The sequence below is a fragment of the Lysobacter sp. ISL-50 genome, from assembly GCF_018612875.1.
Taxonomy (GTDB): domain Bacteria; phylum Pseudomonadota; class Gammaproteobacteria; order Xanthomonadales; family Xanthomonadaceae; genus Lysobacter.
The window spans coordinates 70149-92053 of sequence record NZ_JAGGRI010000002.1 but is presented as its reverse complement, the minus strand read 5'-3'; the positions used below and the strand labels follow the sequence as shown (position 1 = coordinate 92053).

The 21905-nt window shown below is 67.0% G+C and carries 18 protein-coding genes and 1 pseudogene; 15 read left to right on the top strand and 4 right to left on the bottom strand.

The features are described from left to right. Nucleotides 1-40 precede the first annotated feature (40 nt). The 3 genes from J7J50_RS00925 (at nucleotide 41) to J7J50_RS00915 (ending at nucleotide 4482) form a co-directional block, all read left to right on the top strand. The gene (locus tag J7J50_RS00925) at nucleotides 41-385 is read left to right on the top strand and encodes a metalloregulator ArsR/SmtB family transcription factor (protein WP_215057690.1); all 345 of its coding nucleotides are present in this window, start codon (nucleotides 41-43) and stop codon (nucleotides 383-385) included. A 402-nt stretch (nucleotides 386-787) separates the two neighbouring features. Continuing rightward, entirely contained in the window at nucleotides 788-3586 is a 2799-nt protein-coding gene (locus J7J50_RS00920) for a TonB-dependent receptor (protein WP_215057630.1), read from the top strand. A 98-nt stretch (nucleotides 3587-3684) separates the two neighbouring features. After that, nucleotides 3685-4482, top strand: a complete 798-nt coding sequence (locus J7J50_RS00915) for a rhamnogalacturonan acetylesterase (protein ID WP_215057631.1) — start codon at nucleotides 3685-3687, stop codon at nucleotides 4480-4482. On the opposite strand, the gene J7J50_RS00910 is transcribed toward J7J50_RS00915, so the two are convergent. Beyond that, nucleotides 4479-6008, bottom strand: a complete 1530-nt coding sequence (locus J7J50_RS00910; protein WP_251044393.1) for a carboxylesterase family protein — start codon at nucleotides 6006-6008, stop codon at nucleotides 4479-4481. The two genes, J7J50_RS00915 and J7J50_RS00910, sit on opposite strands and share 4 nt — an antisense overlap. A 64-nt stretch (nucleotides 6009-6072) precedes the next feature. Further along, nucleotides 6073-7476 carry a hypothetical protein gene (locus J7J50_RS00905; RefSeq protein ID WP_215057633.1) on the bottom strand — a complete coding sequence of 468 codons (1404 nt, stop codon included), beginning with the start codon at nucleotides 7474-7476 and terminating at the stop codon, nucleotides 6073-6075. Nucleotides 7477-7746: 270 nt separating this feature from the next. Between J7J50_RS00905 and J7J50_RS00900 the strand changes: the two are divergent. The 8 genes and pseudogenes from J7J50_RS00900 to J7J50_RS00865 all read left to right on the top strand — a co-directional run. Continuing rightward, a pseudogene (locus J7J50_RS00900) lies at nucleotides 7747-7941 on the top strand (hypothetical protein); the annotation flags it as partial. Beyond that, nucleotides 7938-8930 (top strand): TRAP transporter substrate-binding protein, encoded by a 993-nt coding sequence (locus tag J7J50_RS00895; protein WP_215057635.1) that lies wholly within the window; start codon nucleotides 7938-7940, stop codon nucleotides 8928-8930. The pseudogene J7J50_RS00900 and the gene J7J50_RS00895, both read left to right, overlap by 4 nt. Continuing rightward, nucleotides 8911-9471 carry a TRAP transporter small permease gene (locus J7J50_RS00890; RefSeq protein WP_215057636.1) on the top strand — a complete coding sequence of 187 codons (561 nt, stop codon included), beginning with the start codon at nucleotides 8911-8913 and terminating at the stop codon, nucleotides 9469-9471. Before J7J50_RS00895 ends, J7J50_RS00890 begins: the two co-directional genes overlap by 20 nt. Next, nucleotides 9471-10754 carry a TRAP transporter large permease gene (locus J7J50_RS00885; RefSeq protein WP_215057637.1) on the top strand — a complete coding sequence of 428 codons (1284 nt, stop codon included), beginning with the start codon at nucleotides 9471-9473 and terminating at the stop codon, nucleotides 10752-10754. The genes J7J50_RS00890 and J7J50_RS00885 overlap by 1 nt, the downstream gene beginning before the upstream one ends. A 117-nt stretch (nucleotides 10755-10871) precedes the next feature. After that, on the top strand, nucleotides 10872-11951 hold the full coding sequence (locus tag J7J50_RS00880; protein WP_215057638.1) for a LacI family DNA-binding transcriptional regulator: 1080 nt from the start codon (nucleotides 10872-10874) through the stop codon (nucleotides 11949-11951). A 228-nt stretch (nucleotides 11952-12179) separates the two neighbouring features. Then, on the top strand, nucleotides 12180-13025 hold the full coding sequence (gene kduI / locus J7J50_RS00875) for a 5-dehydro-4-deoxy-D-glucuronate isomerase (RefSeq protein WP_215057639.1): 846 nt from the start codon (nucleotides 12180-12182) through the stop codon (nucleotides 13023-13025). Nucleotides 13026-13035: 10 nt separating this feature from the next. Beyond that, nucleotides 13036-13797, top strand: coding sequence for a 2-dehydro-3-deoxy-D-gluconate 5-dehydrogenase KduD (gene kduD, locus J7J50_RS00870; protein ID WP_215057640.1), 762 nt, complete (start codon nucleotides 13036-13038; stop codon nucleotides 13795-13797). Between the two features lie 21 nt (nucleotides 13798-13818). Then, nucleotides 13819-14259 carry a cupin domain-containing protein gene (locus tag J7J50_RS00865; protein WP_215057641.1) on the top strand — a complete coding sequence of 147 codons (441 nt, stop codon included), beginning with the start codon at nucleotides 13819-13821 and terminating at the stop codon, nucleotides 14257-14259. A 29-nt stretch (nucleotides 14260-14288) separates the two neighbouring features. On the opposite strand, the gene J7J50_RS00860 is transcribed toward J7J50_RS00865, so the two are convergent. Next, on the bottom strand, nucleotides 14289-15413 hold the full coding sequence (locus tag J7J50_RS00860; protein ID WP_251044381.1) for a LacI family DNA-binding transcriptional regulator: 1125 nt from the start codon (nucleotides 15411-15413) through the stop codon (nucleotides 14289-14291). Between the two features lie 344 nt (nucleotides 15414-15757). Between J7J50_RS00860 and J7J50_RS00855 the strand changes: the two genes are divergently transcribed. The 3 genes from J7J50_RS00855 (at nucleotide 15758) to J7J50_RS00845 (ending at nucleotide 18595) form a co-directional block, all read left to right on the top strand. Continuing rightward, nucleotides 15758-16552: a pectate lyase gene (locus J7J50_RS00855; protein WP_215057642.1), complete on the top strand. Its 795-nt coding sequence runs from the start codon at nucleotides 15758-15760 to the stop codon at nucleotides 16550-16552. 83 nt (nucleotides 16553-16635) lie between these two features. Next, entirely contained in the window at nucleotides 16636-18156 is a 1521-nt protein-coding gene (locus J7J50_RS00850; protein ID WP_215057643.1) for a hypothetical protein, read from the top strand. 16 nt (nucleotides 18157-18172) lie between these two features. After that, complete coding sequence (locus tag J7J50_RS00845) at nucleotides 18173-18595, top strand: hypothetical protein (RefSeq protein WP_215057644.1); 423 nt, start codon at nucleotides 18173-18175, stop codon at nucleotides 18593-18595. Between the two features lie 41 nt (nucleotides 18596-18636). Here J7J50_RS00845 and J7J50_RS00840 read toward each other — a convergent pair whose 3' ends face one another. Next, nucleotides 18637-19377, bottom strand: coding sequence for an FCD domain-containing protein (locus J7J50_RS00840; RefSeq protein WP_251044382.1), 741 nt, complete (start codon nucleotides 19375-19377; stop codon nucleotides 18637-18639). Nucleotides 19378-19678: 301 nt separating this feature from the next. Here J7J50_RS00840 and J7J50_RS00835 point away from each other — a divergent pair, with 301 nt between their 5' ends. Further along, entirely contained in the window at nucleotides 19679-21895 is a 2217-nt protein-coding gene (locus J7J50_RS00835) for an alpha-galactosidase (RefSeq protein WP_215057646.1), read from the top strand. Nucleotides 21896-21905: the final 10 nt, after the last annotated feature.

The window sequence follows — 21905 nt, the reverse complement described above, 5'->3', positions numbered from 1 at the left end:
GACGGTTGCTCGTGGCTATCTGTTCTACTATTCTAGATTAATGGAAATGATGGAAGCAACCCACTCCCTGGCCGCGCTTGGGCACGCGTCGCGACTCGCGATCTTCCGGCAACTGGTCCAGGCCGGCCGCGGCGGCCGCATGGCCGGCGAACTGGCGCAGGCGCTGTCGCTGCCCGGCGCCACCTTGTCCTTTCATCTGAAGGAGCTGGCGGCCGCCGGCCTGATCCAGGGCGAGGCCCGGGGCCGCTACGTCAATTACCGCGCCGACTTCGCGGCGATGAACGACCTGATCGAATTCCTCACCCGCAATTGCTGCGGCGGCGATACCGAGGTCTGCGCGCCCGGCGCGCGGAGTTGCGCGCCGACACCGGCCGACGCCACGTAAGACAGCCCTTGATGACAGCGCGGCCGCCCGGCAAGCGCCGGGCTCGTTCCGGCCGGTCCGCCGGCGGCGACGCGCATGCCCGGCGTATTCGCGACGACTGGCTTATCTGACGAAGTGCCCGCCGCCGCAGGCAAGACCGACTCGTTCGTCGGCGCCGCGAGCCTGGGCCACTACCCGCCGAAACACGCTGCGTCTGGCCTCATTCGGCCTCCCAAGCCAGCCGGCGCGGTCATACGTGACCGCGCTCCCGGAAGCATTTGCGCACCGCAGCATGCTGTTCGCGTCAGGTTTTGTTAGGGTTTTGACCAGCGGTGTCATTTTCGTTCAGGGACACCATGACCGGCGCAGAAAGCCCGCCAAGACCGCGCAAAAGCGGTCTGGCACCTTTGGGAGGGGAGCGGAATGCAAGTGCAGTCAGTGATTGAAAAGACACCGGTTACCATGCTGGCCGGCGCGATCGCGCTGGCGCTGTCGATCGCGCCCGCGACCGGTCGCGCGCAGACGACCGCCGCTCCGGCGCCGGCCGCGCAGGCGCAGGCGGCCCCGGCCCAGGACGCCAAGAATCTGGACGCGGTGGTCGTTACCGGCTTCCGCGCCAGCCTGCAGCAGGCGCTGGACATCAAGCGCGAGGAAGTCGGCGTGGTCGATGCGATCGTCGCCGAGGACATCGCGGATTTTCCCGATCTCAATCTGGCCGAATCGCTGCAGCGCATCCCGGGCGTATCGATCGCGCGCGATGCCGGCGAAGGCCGGCAGATCTCGGTGCGCGGCCTCGGGCCCGACTTCACCCGGGTTCGCATCAATGGCATGGAGGCGCTGACCACCGCCGGCGGCACCGACAGTTCCGGCGGCGCCAACCGCGGCCGCGGCTTCGACTTCAATGTCTTCGCCTCGGAGTTGTTCAACAGCCTCAAGGTGCGCAAGACCGCATCGGCCGACGTCGAGGAAGGCTCGCTCGGCGCCACCGTGGATCTGCAGACCGCGCGGCCGTTCGACTACGACGGATTGACCTTCGTCGCCGGCGGCCAGCTGGGTTACAACGATCTGTCCAAGGACACCGATCCGCGCGCCACCGCGCTGATCAGCAATACCTGGATGGACGGCCGCTTCGGCGCGCTGCTGTCGGTGGCCTACACCGACCGCCGCCTGACCGAGGAAGGACACAGCACCGTGCGCTGGGACAACGGGCCGAGCAGCGGCGGTTTCGCCGCCGGTTCGCCGTTCGCGGCCGCGCGTCTTGCGACCACCTTCCACCCGCGTATTCCGCGTTACGGGGTGATGGAACACGATCAACAACGGCTGGGCGTCACCAGCGCGCTGCAGTTCAAGGTCAGCGACAAGACCGAGTTGGGCCTGGACCTGCTGTACGCCAAGTTCGACGCGACCCGCACCGAGAACTTCCTCAACGGCATCTCCTTCAGCCGCACCGGCACCGGCAAGCCGCAGACCGTGGTGCTCGACGGCGAAATCGACGAGCACGGCAACCTGGTCTACGGCCGTTTCAACAACGTGGACGTGCGATCGGAAGCGCGTTACGACGAACTCACCACCAAGTTCACCCAGGCCAACTTCTACGGCGAACACAAGTTCAGCGACGCGTTCGCGCTCAACGGCCAGATCGGCCGGGCCAAGTCCGAGTTCGACAATCCGATCCAGACCACGGTCACGCTGGACCGCAACAATGTGCAGGGGTACAGCTACGACTACCGCGGCAACAGCCGCCTGCCGGTGATCGACAACGGCTTCGACGTCAACGATCCCAACGCCTGGAGCTTCGCCAACGGGGTGTCGGAAATCCGCCTGCGTCCGCAGGCCTCCGAGAACACCTTCGACAATCGCCAACTGGATTTCCGCTGGAACGTGGCCCCGGGCTTCAAGATCAAGGGCGGCGTGCAGTCCAAGAAATACCAGTTCCAGAGCAGCGAGAGCCGGCGCGCATCGGAACTGGTGGTGCCGGCGCTGCCGCCCGGCACGAACCTGGCCGACCTGACCCAGCAGATCGGCCTGCAGGGCACCGGCGTGGGCGGCAACAACGATTCGAGCTGGCTGATTCCGGACATCGACGCGTTCAACCGCTTGTTCGGCATCTACAGCAACAGCGGAATCTTCGCGGTTTCGCCCGATGTCGCCAGCGCGCGCGGCAACAATCGCAGCGTCGAGGAAAAAGACCTGGGCTATTACCTCCAGGCCGATTTCTCCACCCAGGTGGGGCGGATTCCGCTGAGCGGCAATTTCGGCGTGCGCCACGTCAAGACCAAGCAGTCCTCCACCGGTTTCGCCCTGGCCGGCAGCACGCCGGTCCTGACCACGGTGGATCGCGACTACAGCGACACCCTGCCCTCGTTGAATCTGGTCGCCGACATCACCCCGGATTTCCTGATCCGCTTCGGCGCCTCCAAGGTGATGTCGCGACCGGGCCTGGGCAATCTCACCCCGGGCGTGACGGTGAGCGTGAGCGGCGGCAATCGGGTGGTGTCCGGCGGCAATCCGCTGCTCGAACCGTTCCGCGCCAAGACCTACGACCTGGGCCTGGAGTGGTACTTCGCGGAGGAATCCCTGCTGGGACTGGGCTTGTTCTACAAGGACATCGACACCTTCGTGCAGACCTCGCGCGAGATTCGGCCCTACAACTCCTCCGGCCTTCCCGACGAACTGCTGGCCGGAACCGGCGCGCTGCCGACCGACGAATTCCAGTTCAACATTCCGGTCAACACGCCGGGCGGAAAACTGCGCGGCCTGGAACTGAGCTACCAGCAGCCCTTCACCTTCCTGCCGAGTTTCTGGCACGACTTCGGCGTGCAGTTCAACTACACCTACGTCGATTCGAAGATCCAGTACGTCACCGCGGCCGGCGCCTCCTCGCTCAAGACCGATCTGGTGGGCCTGTCCAAGAACGCCTACAACGCGACGCTCTACTACGAAGGCGAACGTTTCAGCGCGCGCGTGTCGGCCGCGTATCGCGACGACTACCTGACCACCGTGCCCGGCCGCAACAACGCCGATGTCGAAGGCACCAAGGGCACCACCACCATCGACATGTCGGCCTCGTGGAAGATCAACGAGCAGTTGGAGCTGACCCTGGAAGGGCTCAACCTCACCGACGAGTACAACGATCAGTGGGTCGATTCGGCCGCCGATCGGGTCTCGGTCTATCACCACACCGGGCGCCAGTACTTCCTCGGTTTGCGATTCAAGTTGTGACGCGCCGCGTCGCGACCCGCAACCCGCGCGCGGGCTTTTCCGCGCGATGGCCGCAAGCCATCGCGCGGGCAACGGCCGACCCCGCCGGCTTGGCGCCTGTGCGCGCGATCGCGTGGCTCGCCCTGTGGCTGAGCGGTTCGCCGATGCAAGCGATCGCCGCCGATGCGCCGACGCTGCACTTGGCCGGCGACTCGACGATCGCCATCAAGCGCGCGGAAAAACGCCCGGAAACCGGCTGGGGCGAAGCCATCGGCGAGGCGTTCGCCGACGGCCGCGTTCGCATCGACAATCGCGCCATGAACGGGCGCAGCACGCGCACCTTCATCGACGAAGGCCGATGGCAGGCGCTGCTCGATACCGTCGCCGCCGGCGACTACGTCCTGATCCAGTTCGGCCATAACGACCAATCCCGCAACAAGCCCGACCGCTACACGCCGCCGGCCGACTATCGAAGCAATCTGGAGCGCTTCGTCGATCAGACCCGCGCCCGCGGCGCCACCGCGATCTTGCTGACCCCGGTCGCGCGGCGGCGATTCGACCCGGCCGGCGCGTTGGTGCACAGCCACGGCGAATACCCGGACATCGTGCGCACGGTCGCGGCCGAACGCGGGGTGGCCTTGATCGATCTGGAACAGCGCAGCGAGGCCGTGCTGGCCTCGCAGGGCGCGGAGGATTCCAAGCGCCTGTTCCTGTGGCTGCGGCCCGGCGACAGCGCCAACTACCCCGACGGCCTGCGCGACGACACCCATTTCTCGCCGCTGGGCGCGCGCTGCATGGCCGCCGAAGTCGCCGACGGCTTGAGTTCGCTGCGCCTGCCGTTGAGTCGGATGCTGAAACGGCCGCGGCCGGCGCGATGCCTGCGAACGGGCGGCGCCGCCGCGCCGTCGCCGCGCTAGAACGTTCCGCGCTGGATGAACGGCACGCGCTCGTAGAGCCGGCGTTCGCCGCCGCGAGGGTCGTGCGCCAGCCGCGGCGGAACATCGAACAACAACGTCTGGCGCCGTTGCAGCGAATACTGGGGCCACGCTGGCAGCCCGGTGTGGCCGGGGTCGCCATGGCGCGCCAGGGCCAGCAGCGCATCGCTCATCAACCCGGCCATCGTCCGCGCCTGCGCGCCGTCGCCGGTATTCGAACCCGGCTGCGCGGTGTTGTCGAACACCAGCGCGATATCCAGCGTGTGCATGGCGCCGAAGCGGCCCTGGTTCAGCGGCGAGCCCCAATCCAGTTGATAGACCCAGGTCGGCGCGCCCTGACGCGCGCGCGCTTCGGCTTCCAGGATCGCGGCGCGCCACGAACGCCCGGCCGTGGTCGCGGCGAAGAACACCTGCGACGGCGTGTAGTCGGGGTACAGCCGCCGATATTCCGCGACCACCGTGTGCGGGTCCAGATCGACGTACTGATGATCGCGCAACTTGTCCGGCAACTGCTCCCAGCTCAAATTGAAGTGGGCCGGTTCGTGACCGAGGAACGCGCGGGTCTCGTCGCGGGTATTGCCGATCAGCATCGGGATGTGCGCCGACTGCGCGGGCGCCTCGGGATAGAACGGATGACGGTGCAGCGACTTCGCGTCGAGCACCGGCCCGAAATACAGCGACATGTCTTCGATCGGCGAAGGATCGCGCACCCGGCTCGCCTCGACCAGCCGTTCGAACGGCAGCGTGCAAAGAGTTTGCAGATCCTTCGGCGCGATACTCAGCGCATCGAGGAGACGCTGCGCGCGCTGGCTCGCCGCGCGCGGCCCGGCCGCGGTGACCTGCTGCCCGCTCATGGTCATGGCGCGATGGAACAGGCCGCGCGCGGCCGGCATCGCCATCAGGCTGGCGATCTTGGCGCCGCCGCCGGATTGGCCGAACACGGTGACGTTCGCGGCATTGCCGCCGAACTCGGCCGCGTGCTCGCGCACCCAGGTCAGCGCCTGGATCAGATCCAGTTGCCCGACATTGCCGGACCAGGCGAAGCGGTCGTCGCCGAACTGCGCCAGATACAGATAGCCGAAGGCGTTGAGGCGATGATTGAGGGTGATCACCACCGCATCGCCGCGCCGGCACAGGTTGACGCCGTCGTACAGCGGGCTGCTGCCCGAGCCGCTGTCGTAGCCGCCGCCATGCAGGTAGACCAGGACCGGCCGGCGGGCATCGTCTCGCAGCGCCGGCGTGAACACGTTCAAGTACAGGCAGTCTTCGCTGATGCGGCCGTCGGCACGCTTGTGCGGCGCGGACGCCGCGTATTCGACGGTATCGCGCACGCCCTGCCACGGCAGTTCGCGCAACGCCGGCATGAAGCGGCGCGTAGCGGTGTCGGCGCCGTAGGGCACGCCCTTGAACACCTGGATGCCGCGATCGCGATAGCCGCGGATACGGCCGCTGCGCGTGTCGGCCAGCGGCGCGGTGTCGCCGCGGCCGGCGAGCGCGGCCTGCGGCATCCAGCCCGCGGCCGCGGCGCCGCCCGCTATCGCCTTGAGCACATCGCGCCGGCGCATGCGGGCCTCAGCGCAACGGCGCGCGGCGCGGCAGCGGCTTCAACGGCTCCATCGTCGCCAAGTCCCAATCGGCGGGCACGAACGCCTGCCGGGTTTGCTCGACCTTCGGATAGCCGCCCACCTCGTTCTCGCTGTCGATGATCTTGCCGCGGCCCTCGATGGTGTCGGCGAGGATGCGGCGATCGATGTCGTCGCGATCCCAAGGCCGCGCACCGGCGTCGGCCACCACCGCATCCTGCACCTGCGCCGACGGCAGCAGCCTCACTCCGAACGGAAGTTCCGGCGCCTGCGCGAGTTCGTGCAATTTAACCGGCGCAGTGGTGTAGCGCCCGGTCTGCGGCAGCGGCTGGCCGATGCGATCGACGGCCAGGTTGTCGTCGGCGTAGTAGTCCAGATCGCCCGACCCGCCGATGCTGAAGAACGCCAGCGTCTGCGTCGAGGGGCCGACGCGCATCACGTTGCCGCGCACCGCCATCTGCCCGACCGAGTAGGGATGGCCCAACCATTCCTCGGCGATCAGGTTGTAGTGCACGGCGCGCTGGCCGGGGTTGTAGATCAGGTTGTTGATCACCTGTCCGCGCGCGCCGCCCTTGAACAGCGGGTTGCGCTCGTAGTTGTGCGCGTACAGATTGCCGACGATCAGGATGTCGTTGACGTGATCGTGGATCAGCGAGCCCTTGGAGTGCTCGCCCTTGCCGTGGGTGGCGTTGGCCAGGCCCTCGGCGATCAGGTTGTTGCTGAAGGTGATCCGCCTGGACGCGGCGCGCATCCAGTCGGCCTGGCTTTCGCCGAAGAAACGCGTGCTGGACGCCGACAGGTTCTCATCGGTGGCCCAAGTCAGCGAGCAGTGGTCGACGATCACATCGGCGGCGCCACGCACCGTGTTGATCGCGTCGAAATCCACGCCGGCGCGCTTGGCCAGCCCCGCTTCGCCGGGGCGCACGCGGATATGGCGGATCACGACATCGTGGGTGGCGATGGTCAGGCCGCCGCGGATGAAGGTGATCCCGGGTTGCGGGGCCGTTTGTCCAGCGATGGTCAAATACGGCTCGCTGATCCGCAGTTCCTTGCGTTCCAGATCGATCACACCGGCGACCTCGAACACCACGATGCGCGGCCCGGACGTGGCGATCGCCTCGGCGAACGAGCCCGGCCCGGTGGACGCCAGCGTGGTCACCCGCAGCAGTTTTCCGCCGCGCCCAGCGGGCGTATGCGCCGCCCATCCCTGCGCGCCTGGAAACGCCAGCTCAGGATTTTTCTGCGGCGAAATATGCTCTTTTGCGATGACGCCGGCCGGCGCGGCCACCAGCAAGGCGAGCAGAAATCCTCGCGCGACGCCTTTGCCATGACGCGTCGGGCCGGCGTGCGCGGCACCGCCGAGAAGGCCCCATAGAACGTGTCCGATCCCCATCCCAACCTCCCAGGTCGTGAGCCAAGCATACGAGCGGATTGTCAATGACACCGGTTTCCTATACAACAGCCAGCGACAGGATTTGCCCGGAAACGGCTCACGCATGGCGAACCACTCCTTCCACGACCCTATCGATGCGCTCGCTCTCGCGACCCGGCTGGTCGGGGCCCGCCAGGGCGCCTGGGCGCTCGCGCTCTCCCCGGGGCCGCAGCCGCACCGCCTGGATGAGGGCTACCGCGTGCAGGATCGCGCGATCGCCTTGTGGGATCGGCCGCGAGCTTCGCGCTGGCGCGTTGCGCGCGGCGCGGCTATCCGCTCAAGGCCGGCATGTACGTGACCACGGGCGCGGCGACCGGCATCCACGACATTCTTGCTGGACAGCGTTCGCGCATTTCCTTCGGCCGCTGGGGCAGTCTGCATTGCGAAACGGTGCCGGCCCGCGGCATCGTGGGAACGATCGCATGAGCACACGCCGCGCATTTCTCGGCGGCCTGGGCGCCGCCGGCATCGCCGCCGCGGCGCCGTCGGCGCTGTGGGCGGACGACGGACGCCGCTTGCTCACCGCCACCGATGTCCACGTCAAGGACTATCCGACGGTCGCGGCGATCGAGTGGATCGGCCAGCAATTGCAGCAGGCCACCGGCGGCCGCCTGGGCTTGCGCATGTACCACTCCGGGCAACTGGGCCGCGAGTCGGAAGCCATCGACATGGCGCGCTTCGGCGCCATCGACATCACCCGCGTCTACAGCGGCGCGCTCAACAACGCGTTTCCGCTGACCCAGGTGCTGTCGCTGCCGTATGTGTTCGATTCGGTGGCGCATCTGCGCCGCGCCCTCGACGGCACGGTCGGCGCGCAGGTACTGCGCGGCTTCGCTTCGCGCGAACTGGTCGGCCTGGCGATCTACGACTGCGGCGCGCGATGTTTCTACAACACGCGCAGACCGATCCACACCCCGGCCGACATGCACGGATTGAAATTCCGCGTGCCGTCCTCGGACATCTTCATGCGCATGATCCGCCTGCTCGGCGGCAACCCCACGCCGCTGGCCTATGGCGAAGTGTTCTCCGCGCTGCAAACGCATCTGATCGACGGCGCCGAGAACAACCTGCGCAGTTTCCATTCCAGCCGCCAGTTCGAAGCCGCGCACTACTGGTCGCAGAGCGCGCACTCCTACGCGCCGGACGTGCTGCTGATGTCCCAGCGCAGTTTCGATTCCCTGCGCGTGGGCGACCGCGAGTTGCTGCTCGACCTCGCGCGCAGGTCGGTGACGGTGATGCGCCAGCGCTGGGACGAGTCGGACACCGCCGCGCGCGCCGCCCTGATCGCGGCCGGCGTGCGCATGAACGACTGCGACCTGCCCGCGTTCCGCGCCGCCGTCGCGCCGCTGCTGTCCGACTACCACCGCGTGCCGGCGCTGGAAGCGCTGTACCGCGATGTCCGCTCCCTGGCTTGAGGCATCGATCGTGGAAGAAACTCTCGATACGCATGAGCACGCCGCTTCGCCGGCGACCCTCGGCCTGCTCGACCGCATCGCCGGCGCCGCCATCGCCATCGCCGGGCTGGCCCTGGTCGGCATGGTCGCGGTGCAGGCGCTGCAGGTGTTCGCGCGCTACGTGCTCAACGATTCGCCGGGCTGGACCGAGCCGGTCGCGCTGATCCTGCTCAATACCGCGATGAGCTTCGGCGCCGCCGCCGGCGTGCATCACGGCGCGCACTTCGGCTTCTTCGTGCTCGTCCACGCCGCCCCACCGCCGATCCAGCGGGTGCTGCTGGCGCTGTCCAACAGCGTGATCGCGCTGATCGGCGCGGCGCTGGCGTGGTGGGGCGGCGAACTGCTGCTGGACGGAATCGACATCCCCATGGCCGGCGCGCCGCTGCCGCAAAGCGCGGTGTACGCGCCGATGGCGATCGGCGGCGCGCTGATGGCCGTGTTCGCGCTGCAGCGGTTGGCCGCGGTGCTGGCGCCCGCCACCTCGACGATGCGGAGCGAATGATGGACGTCGCGATCCTGTTCGGTGTGTTCGCGCTCTTGCTGATGATCGGCGTGCCGGTGGCGTACGCGCTCAGCTCGGCGGCGCTGGCGACCTTGCTGTGGATCGGATTGCCGCCGATCGTGGTGGTGCAGCAGATCGCCGCCGGCGCCGGTTCGGCCTCGCTGATCGCGATTCCGTTGTTTATCTTCGCCGGCGAAATCATGCTGCGCGGCGGCATTTCCGAGCGCTTGATCGGCCTGGCCTCGTCGCTGGTCGGGCACCTGCGCGGCGGCCTGGGTCAGGTCAGCGTGCTGTCGTCGCTGTTCTTCGGCGGCGTGTCCGGCTCGGCCATCGCCGACGTGTCGGCGATCGGCGGGGCGATGATTCCGCAGATGGCCAAGCGCGGATTCGACCGCGATTTCGCCGTCAACGTCACCATGACCGCGGCCATGGTCGCCCTGCTGGTGCCGCCTTCGCACAATCTGATCCTGTACTCGGCCTCGGCCGGCGGCAGCATCTCGATCTCCGACCTGTTCGCCGCCGGCATCGTGCCGGCGCTGCTGATGACGGTCACGCTGATGACCACGACCTGGATCATCGCCCGCCGCCGCGGCTACGTGGTCGAGCCGTTCCCGGGCCTGGCCGTGGTCGCGCGCCGCTTCCTCGCCGCATTGCCGGGATTGATGCTGGTGGCGCTGATCTTCGTCGGCATCCGCGCCGGCATCTTCACCGCGGTGGAAAGCGCGGCGATCGCGGTGGTGTACGCGCTGCTGGTCACCGCGCTGGTCTATCGCAACCTGCGCTGGCGCGATTTCCTCGAAACCGTGACCGGCGCTGCGCGCACCACCGGCATGATCCTGTTCGTGATCGCCTCGGCCGCTTCGTTCGGCTGGCTGCTGGCCTATCTGCAGGTGCCGACCGCGGCGGTGGACGCGCTGACCGCCATCACCACCGACAAGAACCTGCTGTTGCTGCTGATGATCCTGATCCTGCTGGTGCTGGGCACGTTCATGGATCTGGCGCCGATGATCATCATCTGCACGCCGATCTTCCTGCCGCTGGCCAAGGCCATCGGCGTGGACCCGGTGCATTTCGGCATCATCCTGATCCTGAAGGGCGGCATCAGCCTGATCTCGCCGCCGCTGGGCTCGGTGCTGTTCGTCGGCACCGCGATCGGCAAGATCAGCATCGGCGAGGCGCTGCGCACGATCTGGCCGTTCTGGCTGTCGGCCCTGGGCGTGCTGCTGGTGGTGACGTTCGTTCCATCACTGTCGCTGTGGTTGCCGTCGTTGCTCAAGCACTGATGGCGGCGGCGGTTCGTGCGCGATCCGGCGTTCGGCGCGGCTGGCGCGGCCGCGACCGCGCAGGGGGCCGAGCCGGCGGGCTAGAATCCCCGCAACGCTCTTCTGGCCTGTCCGCCCATGCCGCGCAAGAAAACTGAACCCCCGGCGCCGGCCCGGGCCGCGGCGCCGGCCCGCCGGGCGCCGGACAAGGCGAAGACGATCAACGACATCGCGCGCCTGGCCGAGGTGTCCAAGAAGACGGTCTCGCGGGTCATCAACCATTCGCCGCTGGTGCACCAGGAAACACGCGAGCGGGTCGAAGCGGTGATGCGCCAGTTCAACTACACCCCCGATCCGTTCGCGCGCGGGCTGGCGTTCCGGCGTTCGTTCCTGATCGGCATGGTCTACGACAACCCGACCGCGCAGTACATCGTCAACATGCAGTACGGCGCGCTCGACGCGATCCGCGACTCGGGCTTCGAACTGGTCGTGCACCCCTGCGACAGCCGCAACCCGGGCTATATCGACGGCGTGCACCGCTTCGTCCAGCAGCAGAAGCTGCACGGGGTGATGCTGGTGCCGCGCGTGTCGGAAGACCAGGCCCTGGCCGACATGCTCGCCGACATCGGCTGCCGCTACTCGCGCATCGCCTCGGTGTCGCTGGACGAAGCCTCGCGCATGGTCATCACCCACGACCGCGACGGCGCCGCGGAAGCGGCCGATTACCTGCAATCGCTGGGCCATCGCGACATCGCGCTGATCACCGGACCGTCCAGCTACCGCTCCGCGCACGAACGCACCGCGGGTTTTCTCGAGGCGCTGAGCAAGCGCGGCATCGAACTGCCGGCCGCGCGCATCGTCGAAGCCGGCTATACCTTCGAATCGGGCGTGGCCGCGGCGGAGTTGCTGCTCGCCGGCAATAAGCGGCCCAGCGCGATCTTCGCCGGCAACGACGAGATGGCCGCGGGCGTGTACAAGGTCGCGCTGCGCGCCGGCATCAGCATTCCGCAGCAGTTGTCGGTGGTCGGTTTCGACGACAGCCCGCTGGCGTCGCGGTTGTGGCCGGCGCTCAGTTCAGTGCGCCTGCCGGTGCGCGACATGGGCCGCATCGCCGCGTCGATGCTGCTGCAATCCGAGCCCGGCGCCGCTTCGGTGGCTTCGGCCAGCGTGCGACCGCATCTGGTCGTGCGCGACTCGTGTCAGCCGCCGGCGTACTGACGCCGCGCTGAAATCCACGGCTTCGGCCGCCGCGCGCGACCCGCTCCCCGAGGTGCGACGGCCCGGTGCGGGCGCCGCGTTCTTACGCCGCCCGGCCGCCTGATCCTCGCCTCCGACCATGCCCCAGCAACGTTATTCCGCCTGATGACACCGGTTACCTTTCAGGACTAGAATCGCCCGAAGCCCCTCGCCCACGCCGCGCGCGAGCGCCACCCCGGGAGTTCTTCGATGTTCCAAAAGACCTATCACGCGACCCATCCGGACATGATGGCCGGCGCCAGCAATCAGCAATTGCGCGACCGCTATCTGATCGCGGACCTGTTCGCCGACGGCGAAGTGCGCCTGAACTACTCGCACAACGAACGCTTCGTCATCGGCGGCGCCGCGCCGACCAATGCGCCGCTGAGTCTTCCGGCGCAGACCGAACCGGCCTCGGCGGCCGGCAAGCCGTTCCTGGAGCGGCGAGAGCTGGGCATCGTCAATGTCGGCGCTGGCGCCGGCACGGTGGTGGTCGATGGCCATAGCTATGCGCTGCAGCCCAGGGACGGCCTGTACGTACCGATGAGCAGCGTCGAGGTCGTGTTCGCGTCCGATAAGGCCGCGCAACCGGCCAAGTTCTATCTGGCATCGACGCCGGCGCATGCGCGCTACGAGGCCGTGCACATCTCCATCGATCAGGCCGTGCCGCTGGTGCGCGGCGCGCTGGAAACCTCCAACGAACGCACGATCTACCAGTACATCGTGCCGGCCACCTGCCGCTCGTGCCAGTTGCTGCTGGGCCTGACCGTGCTCAAGCCCGGCAGCGTGTGGAACACCATGCCGCCACACCTGCACGACCGCCGCTCGGAGGTGTATTTCTATTTCGACCTGGGCGATCAGCAGGTCATGCATTTCATGGGCGAGCCGGCCGACATGCGCCATCTGGTGATCCGCAACGACGAGGCCGTGGTGTCGCCGCCGTGGTCGATCCACATGGGTTCGGGCACGAAGAACTATTGCTTCATCTGGGCGATGGGCGGCGAGAACCTCGACTACACCGACATGCAGCAGATCGATATCTGCCAGCTCAAGTGAGGACGCGCGCGTGAGTCACGACGATCCTTTCAGCCTCAGCGGCAAAGTCGCGCTGGTCACCGGCGCCAATCGCGGCCTGGGCCAGGGCATCGCGCTGGCGCTGGCGCGCGCGGGCGCGGACATCGCCTGCGTGGCCAGCGGTTCTTCGCACGACACCGTGCAGCAGGTACGCGGCCTGGGCCGGCGTGCGCATGCGATCCAGGCCGATCTGTCGAGCCTGGAGCCGATCGAGCGCATCGTCGGCGACACGGTCGAGGCCTTGGGCGCGATCGACATCCTGGTCAACAACGCCGGCCTGATCCGGCGCGCGGACGCGATCGACTTCAGCGAGGACGATTGGGACGCGGTGATGAACGTCAACCTCAAGAGCGCGTTCTTTCTCGCCCAGGCCGCGGGCCGGCGCATGCTCGCGCAGGGGCGCGGCAAGATCGTCAACATCGCCTCGATGCTGTCGTTCCAGGGCGGCATCCGGGTGCCGTCCTACACCGCGAGCAAATCCGGGCTGGCCGGCATCACCCGCTTGCTGGCCAACGAATGGGCCGGCCGGGGCGTGAACGTCAACGCGATCGCGCCGGGCTACATGAGCACGGACAACACCGCGCAACTGCGCGCGGACGAAACGCGCAACCGCGACATCCTGGCGCGCATTCCGGCCGGGCGCTGGGGCGAGCCGTCGGACCTGGGCGGGGCGGCGGTGTTTCTTGCCAGCCGCGCATCGGATTACGTCAACGGCGCGGTGCTGCCGGTGGATGGGGGATGGTTGGCGCGCTGATCCGCATTCGGAGCGACCGCTATGAAACTCAAGATTTTCAGGCAAGCCCTCTTCATCGCATCGGCACTGGCGCTGTCCCCGGCCGCGGCCGCCGAACGCGATCTGCCGCCGCGCTCGGATTCCTACATCGAGCGAGCCGCCGACATCGCGGTGCAACAGCCCGGGCCGCACGAAGGCGACGGCACGACCACCGCGTATCCGTTTTTCGAACGCGCGGCCGGCTTCGACATCGTGTTCCGCCAACGCGCGCTGCATCCCGGCGCTTCGATAGGCGAACATACGAACGACAAGGACGAGATCTACTACATCGTGTCGGGACAGGGCGAGCTGACCCTGGATGGAAAACGCAGCAAGGTGGTGGGCGGCGATGCGGTCCTGACCCGAACCGGCAGCCGCCACGGCCTGCGCCAGACCGGCCCGCGCGAGCTGACCATCATCGTCGTCTACAGGCGCAAACGCTGACGCGTCCATGCAACGGCGCGTCGACAGAATCAGTACACCTCCAACGGCCGCCCCGCCGGCACCCCGGTGGAGTCGCGGATGGTGAGGCGAGGCGTCACCGCTGCCTGCGGACCGGGCATCGCGCTTGCGGCTCTTTCGGCCACCGGGCGCCCCAGCAGCGACTGCACCGCCAATCGTCCGACATCGGAAATCGGCAGATGGATCGTGGTCAGGCTGGGCGAAAGCTGCGAGGCCAGCGGGCTGTCGTCGTAACCGACCACCGACAGGTCTTCGGGAATCGACAGCCCCAGGCGCATCGCCACTTTGTAGATGCCCGCCGCCATCTCGTCGTTGCAGGCGAAGATCGCGGTCGGCCGCGGCGTCTGCGCCAACAGGTATTCCGCGCCGGCCACGCCGGATTCGAAGGTATAGCCGCCCAGGTATACGCATTTCGACGACAGCCCGACGTCGTTCATGGCCAGATGCTGAGCGAAGCCTTCCGCGCGCTCGATCGAGGAACGATAGCGGCGCGGCCCGGTGATCACGCCCAGTTGCCGATGCCCCAGCGACATCAAGTGATGGGCCGCTTCCACGCCGGCCTGGCGATCGCGCGTGAGCACGGTCCGCATCGGGTCGTCCAGGGGAATCGAGGCCACGCGCACATAGCGGCATCCCGTCTCGCGCAACGCCGTCGCCAGCAGTTCGTCCTCCGAGACGCGCGGGATCAGGATGAGCCCATGCAATTTGTGCTGCAGGGTGAAACGCCGCACGCCGTCGACGTAGTCGGAGCGGTTGCTGTCGCAGGGATGCACCACCAGTTCGAAGCCGCTGCCCTTCAAGGCATCGAGCACGCTGCGCTGGATCTCGATGACGTAGTGCGCGGTGGGGTTGTCGTAGACCAGGCCGATCAACTTCCGCCGCGAAGCCGCCGCCGCGGGCGCCTGACTGCCGCGCGGGTCGCGCAGCGCGCCCATGAGCGCGAGGATGCGCTCGCGGGTGTCCGCATTGACCAGCGGCGATTTGTTGATCACCCGCGAGACGGTCTTGGTCGAGACATTGGCCATCCGCGCGATGTCGTCCACCGTCGAGGCTCCGGCGATCGCCGTGCGGCCCGCGCGCGCCGATCCGCTCAGCGTCCCGCCATGCAGCCCGCGCGCGCGTTTCATCCTGGACATGTCGTTTTGCATCGTCCTGACCGACAGAAGATGACACCGGTGGTCATACGCTAGCAGAGGCCGGTGCCGGGCGCATGCTGCGATGCGGGAAAGCGCCGGCGTCGCTTGCGGACAGGCACGGATCGAGCAGCGGCGTTCACACACCAATGCGGCCTGGAAGACTTGTCCCCGGACAACGCGCTTGTCCGAAGACATCGCACGGACCTCGATCCGATGCAGGCGTTGTGACTCGCATCATCATGCTGCGCCGCATGAGCTCCCTATAACTGACGCCCGCCGCGACAGCACGACGACGTCGGCGCGGCGCGGATCGCATCCCTATCAACTTGCTGAAGGAGTTGGGCATGAACAAGGCACAAGGCTTCCGGCACTGCATCTGTCTGGCGCTGCTGTTGGTTTCTCCTTCCTGCTTCGCGCTGGACCTTCCGAGCGTATGCAAGACCATCGACATAGGCAGCGGCAGCGGCATCAAGACCATCACCGTGGACGGCGAAACCTACGACGCGGCCCAGCGCAACAACTGCCCCGCCGGCACCGCGGTGCGCTATGTCGGCGACCCCGGCGACCAGACCGAAAAGCAGAAACCGACCTTCATCCTGAGGAACAACGCGGTGCTCAGGAACGTGGTGATCGGCGACGGTTCGAGATCCGGCACCGACCGGAACTATCGCGGCCGCGGCGGCGACGGCATTCACTGCTACGGCACCTGCACACTGTCGGAGGTGTACTGGGACGATGTCGGCGAAGACGCCGCGACCTTCAAGAACAACAAGGCTTCCGACGTGTTTCTCATCCAGGGCGGCGGCGCGCGGCTGGCGAAGGACAAGGTCTTCCAGCACAACGGCCCGGGCACGATGAAGATCGAATACTTCGAGATCGAGAAGGCCGGCAAGCTGTATCGCTCGTGCGGCAATTGCTCGACGCAGTACAGCCGGACCGTCCAGGTCACCCATGTCGTCGCCGCCGACACCGGCGCGATCGCCGGGATCAACTCGCGCTACGCCAACGGCGTGGCCGGCGACAAGGCCGTGCTCACCAGCGTTTCGACCTCCGGGCGCAAATGCATCGAGTATCTCGGGCTGACCAGCGGAGAGCCCAACGAAATCTCGCCGGTTCCGGGCGCCTGCACGATCAGGTAGGGCCGCGCGGCGGACACCGATCGCCTCGATCGCGAAGATCAACCCTACGACCGCGCGTATCGCGCGCGGTTACTGGAGTTCACATGCACACCCTCGACAGTCGTCGTGCAACGCCTACCCTGATCGCGGTGCTGATCCTCGGCATCGCGAGCCTCATGCCGGCCGCCGCGGCCGGGGTTTCGATGTACAACATCGAAGGCTATGCGGCGGCGAGCGTCACCGGAGGCGGGTACATCGCCGAGTCCGATGCCAGGTACCGGCGCGTGACCACGCCGGCGGGCTTCATCGCCGCGCTGCGCGCCGCGCGCATTTCGAGTTCCACTCCGGTCAAGGTCATCGAGATCGCGAACGATCTCGACATGGGCTGGAACGAGGTCGATGACGCGGCCCGCGCCGACGGCCTGCTGCGCCAGAACAAGGCGCCCAAGAAGCATCCGTCGTTGATCGCCAGCGGCGTGTCCCTGCTCGATGTCACCAACTTCAACGGGCTGACGATCTACTCCAAGAACGGCGCCGTTCTGCGCCATGTCGAACTCAACATAAAGAGCGGAACCAACCTGGTCCTGCGCAACCTGCGTTTCGACGAGCTGTGGGAATGGGACGAGGGCACGCGCGGCGACTACGACAGCAACGACTGGGATTTCGTCACGCTCGGCGACGGCGGCGGCGTGACCTCGGGCATCTGGATCGACCACTGCAGCTTCACCAAGGCCTACGACGGTGTCCTCGACATCAAGAAGGGCGCGAACAACATCACCGTGTCGTGGATCGAAACCCTGCCCCCGGCCAGCGGGCCCGGCAGCTTCGTGGCGCGACAGTTCGACTACCTCGAGGCCAATCGCGCGGCCAATGCGATGTACGACTTTCTGCGCGGCTTCTTCAGCAGGCAACAGATCACCGATATCTCGCTGCCGCAGAAGAAAGGCCACCTGATCGGTTCGAACGACCTCGAAGGGATTTCGTCCTACACCGTGACCTTGCATCACAACCATTATCGCGATCTGCAGGACCGCATGCCCCGTCTGCGCGGCGGCGACGTGCACGCCTATAACCTGTACGTCGACAGTTCCAATGCGCGGATCATGAAAGCCGCCCGCGACGCCGTCGTCCAGGCCAACCCGGCGTTGCGGTCCAAGATCGAAGGCATTTCGCCGGCCTACAAGTTCGACGTGGTGTTGAACGGCTCGGTGTCCACCGAAGGCGGCGCGGTCCAGGTCGAACGCAGCTTGTTCTGGGGCGTATTCACGCCATTGCGGAACAATCAGACCGATCCCGGCGATTCGCGCTACACCGGCGCGATCCGCGCCTTCGGCGTTCGTCATGTGCTGTTCGCGAGCGATACCAATTACATGCCGGTGTCGTCGCAGCAGGCGACGTTTGTCGATCGCGGCGTCGTGTGGGCCAGTTGGGAAGGAAACAGCGGCGCGGCAGGCAGCACGCTCGGCCCGGCCCAGGCCGCGCAGGTCCCGTTCGTCTGGCGCAACGGCGTGCCCTCGTACCCGATGACGCTGCATGGGGTCGATGAACTCGGCAACCTGCGCGCGTCGATGGGCGCAGGAAAGGTAAGCATGACCGCGCAGCAGTGGATGCGGGTCGTCAACTAGGTTGCCTCTGGAGCGCATGAGGCTCAACTGTGTTGGCAGGTTTGGAAAGGCTGCGACGCTTTGGTGCACAACGCGCCGAGCATTCACCTCCGACACGCAGTTGCCGCCGCCAGGCAACGTCAAATCATCGATGAGATTGGCGGATGGAATAGTGCTCGCCCGGGCGTTGACCGACCATAGATTACGCACACTGAAATGGAACGAGCTTGCGATCGAAATAACCGACAAACCTTGTTTCCCGATCGAACCCGCCGCCGCCTTGACCGGGGCGAAGGAAATGGCCGAGTCCGTAGCCGATAGCGGCGGCTACGCAGGCAGCGTCGAATATTCCTTCAACAACCGCGATGTTCGCATCGACCTGACGGCTTCATACGCCGGACCGCACTGCCTGCGCACGGTTTGGATTTACAAAAATCTCGTGCAAAGAAAAGTGCCCTGATCGCCAGTCCGCGATCCACGCAGCGCCATAACGCGGCGTACTTATTTCTTCGAACGCGCCGGCGTTTTTTCCACGCGCTTGCGCGCCTTGCCCTGATCGGTTTCGCGCGATTGCGCGTCTTCGATCAGTACCAGCACGTCGGCGATGATGCTCGACATCGACGCGTGCGCGGCCACCGCGTCGCCGGCCTTGATCGCGTCGAACACCCGGCGGTGCGCCGGGATGCTGGCGGTGTGGCCCTTGATGCGATTGGTCAGCTGGATCGAAATCCGCAGCGCGGTGTTCACCAGTTCGTGCAATTGCACGTAGAACGGGTTGCCGGTGGCGTCGAGGATGGCGACGTGGAAGGCCACGTCGGAGGTCAGGTGGTCGTCTTCGCCGCGCTCGGCGGCGATCATGCGCTTGAGCCCGCGCTCGATACCGTCGATGGCCTGCGCGTCGGCATTGCGCGCGGCCAGCGCCGCGGCGGTGGGCTCGATGCCCAGCCGCATCTCGGTGAACGAGCGCAGCAGCTTGTAGGAAAACTTGCGCTCCAGCATCCAGCGCAGCACGTCGGCGTCGAGCAGGCTCCAGCTGCGCTCGGGCTGCACCACGATGCCGCTGCGCGGCCGCGCCGACAGCATGCCCTTGGAGGTGAGCATCTTGATCGCTTCGCGGGTGACGCTGCGGCTGGTGGAATAGGCTTCGGAAATTTCCGCTTCGGTGGGGAAGCCGGTTTCGGCGAAACGTCCCAACACGATCTCGCGGCCCAAGGCGTCGAGCAGCTGTTCCGTCAGCGTCATGCGGCCGCTCAATTGAGATCGTCCGGCGGACTCGATAGGGGGCATCTTCCAAGCTGCTCGATGTTGGGTAAGTACGATTCTTACGGCACGCAGCGGTTCCGGCAAGGACCATCGGACGCCTTCATGGCCACCATAGCACGGGCCTAAACGGCGGCCGGAGCGGCCCGCGCGCCGGTCGGTACGTTCATGCGGCCGGTGCGATCGTGGTGGCGTCGCGCCGGCGCGGATCGGCGCGCGGCGGCGGATCGACACGATTCTATTTGTATGATAAATACGACAAGATTCCGAGGGAGAGGTCCGCATGCGTTCGTTCCTGCTTCGCGCCGCCGCCGGCGCGGCTTTGATCGCGCTTTGGTCGATCGCCGACCCGGCCCTGGCCTCGGTGCGCTACGACGCGCAGACGCGGGTGTTCCGCCTCGACGGCGGCCGCGTCACCTACGCCTTCGGCATCAACGACGCCGAGCAGTTGCAGGCGGTCTACTTCGGCGGCCAGCTCGGCGACGGCGACCGCCTCGGCCCGGTCAAGGCGCTGCCCGGCCATGCCAGCTTCGATCTGTCGGCGTCGGTGACGCCGCAGGAATTCCCGGCCCAGGGCGGCGGCATCTTCAGCGAAGTCGCGCTCAAGGTCGCCTACGCCGACGGCAACCGCGACACCGTCCTGCGCTACGTCTCGCACCGGATCGAAGGCGACGGCGTCGCCGTCGTCATGAAAGACATCGCCGCGCCGCTGCAGGTGACGCTGCGCTACAGCATCGATCCCGGCACCGGTGTGGTCGGGCGTTCGGCCCTGATCGAAAACCTGGGCACGACGCCGCTGCGCATCGACCAGGCCGCGTCCGCGTCCTACACCCTGGCGCCCGAGGACGATTATCGGCTGCGCCACCTCAGCGGCCGCTGGGCCGGCGAGTGGACCTTGCAACAGCGCCCGGTCAGCGAAGGCGCGAGCGTGCTGGAAAGCCGGCGCGGCTCCACCGGCCAGCAGAACGCGCCGTGGTTCGCGATCGACCGGACCCGCGTGTCCACGGAAGAAAGCGGCCCGGTGTGGTTCGGCGCGCTGGCCTGGTCGGGGTCGTGGCGGATCAGCATCGACAAGGACCAGCTCGGCGCGGTGCGCGTGGTCGGCGGCTACAACCCGTACGATTTCGCCTATCGGCTCGCGCCCGGCGAACGCCTCGACACGCCGGTGTTCTACGCCGGGTATTCCGACGCCGGCATGGGCGGCGCATCGCGCCTGTTCCATCGCTTCCAGCGCGAACAGATCCTGCCCGGCCACGGCAAGCCGCGCCTGCGGCCGGTGCTCTACAACAGTTGGGAAGCGACCGAATTCGCCGTCGATGAAGCCGGGCAGATGGCGCTGGCGGAGAAGGCCGCGCGCATCGGCGTGGAGCGCTTCGTCATGGACGACGGCTGGTTCGGCGCGCGCAACAGCGACAAGGCCGGACTCGGCGACTGGACCGTCAACCCGGCCAAGTTTCCCAACGGCCTCAAGCCGCTGATCGACAAGGTGCACGGCCTGGGCATGGAATTCGGCCTGTGGGTCGAGCCGGAAATGGTCAATCCCGACAGCGATCTGTATCGCGCCCATCCGGACTGGGCGATCCAGTTTCCCGGCCGTCCGCTGACCCAGGCGCGCAATCAGCTGGTGCTCAACCTCGCCCGCCGCGATGTGCGCGATCATTTGTTCCAGATGCTCGACGAACTGGTCACCCGCAACGACATCCAGTTCCTCAAATGGGACTACAACCGCAACTGGTCCGAGCCGGGCTGGGCGCAGATGGCGCCGGAGGATCAGCCCAAGTTGTATGTCGAGTACGTGCGCAACCTGTACTGGATTCTCGCCGAGCTGCGCCGCAAGCATCCCAAGCTTGAAATCGAATCGTGTTCCGGCGGCGGCGGCCGCGTCGATCTGGGCATCATGGCCTTCACCGATCAGGTATGGCCGTCGGACAACACCGATCCCTACGACCGCCTGAGCATGCAGGACGGCTTCAGCCACGCTTACGCGCCGGCGGTGATGATGGCCTGGGTCACCGATTCGCCCAATTGGGTCAACAAGCGCGAGACCTCGCTCGACTATCGCTTCCTGTCGTCGATGCAGGGCGGGCTGGGCATCGGCGCCAACCTCAACCATTGGAAGGACGCCGACTTCGCCACCGCCCAGCGCATGGTCGAGGCTTACAAGCAGGTGCGCCGCACGGTCCAGCAGGGCGATCTGTATCGGTTGATCTCGCCCTGGGACGGCGGCCGTCGCTCGGCCACGCTGTCGGTATCGGCCGATCGGCGCCAGGCGGTGTTGTTCGCGTTCCTGCACAGCGGCACCAAGGCTTTGCCCGATCCAGCGATCCGTCTGCGCGGGCTCGATCCGGCCAAGCGCTATCGCATCTCGCGTCTGGGCGGCGGCGCGGCGCCCGAGTCGGTGCCGGCCGAAGCCAGCGGCGCTTACTGGATGCAGAACGGTCTCGCGGTCGCCATGCGCGGGGATTTCCAGGCGGCCGGGTTCGTGTTCGAGGCGAAGTGAGCGGCGAGTC

Bases quoted from the DNA above. Each gene is read 5' to 3' on its own strand.
- J7J50_RS00925 (WP_215057690.1), top strand. From the start codon at position 41: ATGGAAATGATGGAAGCAACCCACTCCCTGGCCGCGCTTGGGCACGCG.
- J7J50_RS00920 (WP_215057630.1), top strand. From the start codon at position 788: ATGCAAGTGCAGTCAGTGATTGAAAAGACACCGGTTACCATGCTGGCC.
- J7J50_RS00910 (WP_251044393.1), bottom strand. From the start codon at position 6,008: ATGCCGCAGGCCGCGCTCGCCGGCCGCGGCGACACCGCGCCGCTGGCC.
- J7J50_RS00905 (WP_215057633.1), bottom strand. From the start codon at position 7,476: ATGGGGATCGGACACGTTCTATGGGGCCTTCTCGGCGGTGCCGCGCAC.
- J7J50_RS00895 (WP_215057635.1), top strand. From the start codon at position 7,938: ATGAGCACACGCCGCGCATTTCTCGGCGGCCTGGGCGCCGCCGGCATC.
- J7J50_RS00890 (WP_215057636.1), top strand. From the start codon at position 8,911: ATGTCCGCTCCCTGGCTTGAGGCATCGATCGTGGAAGAAACTCTCGAT.
- J7J50_RS00885 (WP_215057637.1), top strand. From the start codon at position 9,471: ATGGACGTCGCGATCCTGTTCGGTGTGTTCGCGCTCTTGCTGATGATC.
- J7J50_RS00880 (WP_215057638.1), top strand. From the start codon at position 10,872: ATGCCGCGCAAGAAAACTGAACCCCCGGCGCCGGCCCGGGCCGCGGCG.
- kduI (WP_215057639.1), top strand. From the start codon at position 12,180: ATGTTCCAAAAGACCTATCACGCGACCCATCCGGACATGATGGCCGGC.
- J7J50_RS00865 (WP_215057641.1), top strand. From the start codon at position 13,819: ATGAAACTCAAGATTTTCAGGCAAGCCCTCTTCATCGCATCGGCACTG.
- J7J50_RS00860 (WP_251044381.1), bottom strand. From the start codon at position 15,413: ATGTCCAGGATGAAACGCGCGCGCGGGCTGCATGGCGGGACGCTGAGC.
- J7J50_RS00855 (WP_215057642.1), top strand. From the start codon at position 15,758: ATGAACAAGGCACAAGGCTTCCGGCACTGCATCTGTCTGGCGCTGCTG.
- J7J50_RS00850 (WP_215057643.1), top strand. From the start codon at position 16,636: ATGCACACCCTCGACAGTCGTCGTGCAACGCCTACCCTGATCGCGGTG.
- J7J50_RS00845 (WP_215057644.1), top strand. From the start codon at position 18,173: ATGAGGCTCAACTGTGTTGGCAGGTTTGGAAAGGCTGCGACGCTTTGG.
- J7J50_RS00840 (WP_251044382.1), bottom strand. From the start codon at position 19,377: ATGACGCTGACGGAACAGCTGCTCGACGCCTTGGGCCGCGAGATCGTG.
- J7J50_RS00835 (WP_215057646.1), top strand. From the start codon at position 19,679: ATGCGTTCGTTCCTGCTTCGCGCCGCCGCCGGCGCGGCTTTGATCGCG.